The organism is Acetobacter cerevisiae (assembly GCF_001580535.1).
Taxonomy (GTDB): domain Bacteria; phylum Pseudomonadota; class Alphaproteobacteria; order Acetobacterales; family Acetobacteraceae; genus Acetobacter; species Acetobacter cerevisiae.
On sequence record NZ_LHZA01000012.1, the window covers coordinates 1 to 762 of the forward strand.

The 762-nt window shown below is 61.4% G+C and carries 1 pseudogene; it reads right to left on the reverse strand.

Annotated features, from left to right (window positions below):
- Positions 1 to 607: pseudogene (locus tag AD928_RS15100) on the reverse strand (IS630 family transposase); the annotation flags it as partial.
- Between the last annotated feature and the right edge of the window lie 155 nt (positions 608 to 762).

The window sequence follows — 762 nt, forward strand, 5'->3', positions numbered from 1 at the left end:
TCGAGCACCATGGGCGCTACGATGCCGGTCAGTTGCAACCCGGCGACGAATGTCGTCGTTTTCCAGTGACCATGTGGTACGGCGGAACGCAGCCTCTGGCCGCGCAAACACCGCCCATAACGGCGCGCCATATTGGTGGAGGCCCAGGTTTCGTCGATGAAAACCAGCCGCTTCGGATCGAGATCGGGCTGGACATCGAACCAGTCCTGTCGTCGTGTCAGGATGTCCGGCCGGTCCTGCTCCGCCGCGTGAGCGGTCTTTTTTTCCATGTGATCCTATGGCGTGCGAAGAAACGCCACAGTGTGCCGATTGCAAAGTGATGGCCGTCCTCAGCCAGTCGGGCTCGGATTTCGGCCAGGGTCAGATCGTCTTTCTCGGCAATCAGCGCATGAATACGCGCTGCCTGCGCCTCGATCCGGTGAGACAGACGATCCCCGCCACGCGGACTGGCGGCGGCGCTGCCGGTCGCGGTGGCAAGGGCGCACCAGCGAACGGCGCTCGCCGGACTGACGCCAAACCGCTCGGCCGCCTGACGACGCGACAGACCATTCGATACAGCCGCGACAACACGTTCGCGGAGATCCAGAGACAATGTGCGTGATGACATCCAGAACCGGCCCCCATCCCGGCGGTCATCTTGAATCAGATCATCACCACTTTGGGAATCCCAACCGATTCATTCAGCGCAGAAAACGCTCTAGCGATGCGCTGACTCAGGTTGAAGCGTAGCTTTAGCGTTCGCTCTCCCCCTACCGCAGTCGT